The following is a 956-nucleotide window of genomic DNA, read 5'->3' as shown; positions in this document are numbered from 1 at the left end:
CCGAATAAATTCTCATCAAGCTCTTTATCTTTTAAAATCTTGCGAAAATCTTGCGAAAATCTTTTTAAAAAATCCAACTTATATCTTTCATCGATTCTTTCTAAAGTAAACATATAATTTCCAAAACGATGCAAAGCACATATTGGAGCAAGTGTTTTTTCAAGATCAGGATGTTTTTTTAAAAAATCTCGAATAAAATCATATTCTTCACATGCACAATATACTTTTTCTTTGCTTTTTACGGATGAATTAGGATTATCTCTTCTAAGCATATAAAATGCTTCATTAATAAAATAAATACTTTTAGCAAGAGCAAAAATTTGAAACCATAAACCATTGTCTTGATAGGAAGCTCCTGGAGTTTCGTTTAACTTAATTTGATTTGTTCTTAATAAATCCAATCGGTAAATACCGATTGGATTTATTCCATCCGAACCTAAAAATATTCTTATATCTTTATTCCAATTTACTTTATAATTATAAATATCTTCACAAGAATTTCTCAAAACATTAACATATTCAGTTTTACCATATGCAAATATATAAAAATCCCCTTTAACAACTTCACAATCATTCTTTTTAGCAATTTCATAAAGTCTTTCATACATATTTGTTTTAATATAATCATCACTTTCAACTATACCAAGATATTCTCCCTTTGCCTCTTTTATACCAAGATTCATTTGATAACCATAACTTTTCTTATCTGATATTATTACCCTAAGCCTCTTATCTTTTTTTTCATAGTTTTTTAAAACTTCTAAAGTTCCATCAGTTGAATTTGCATCAATACAAAGTATCTCAATATCTTTTAAAGTTTGATTTAATATACTATCAATACATTCTCTTATATATGATATAGAATTTAATGAAGGTACAACAATAGAAACTTTTGGAGTATTATAATTCATCATTTCATCCTTGCTTATTTTTTAACTCATTTTTACAAAATAATA

At 25.5% G+C, this 956-nt stretch carries 1 protein-coding gene; it reads right to left on the bottom strand.

Annotated features, from left to right (window positions below):
- Positions 1-914 (bottom strand): glycosyltransferase family 2 protein (locus AJ889_RS02605; RefSeq protein ID WP_052775832.1); only part of this gene is annotated, 914 nt, incomplete at its 3' end.
- Positions 915-956 lie beyond the last annotated feature (42 nt).

Origin of the sequence: Campylobacter sp. BCW_6468 (assembly GCF_001762865.1) — a bacterium.
GTDB lineage: Bacteria > Campylobacterota > Campylobacteria > Campylobacterales > Campylobacteraceae > Campylobacter_D > Campylobacter_D jejuni.
Note: the sequence above shows the minus strand (reverse complement) of the source record. Positions and strands in the feature narration are given on the sequence as shown.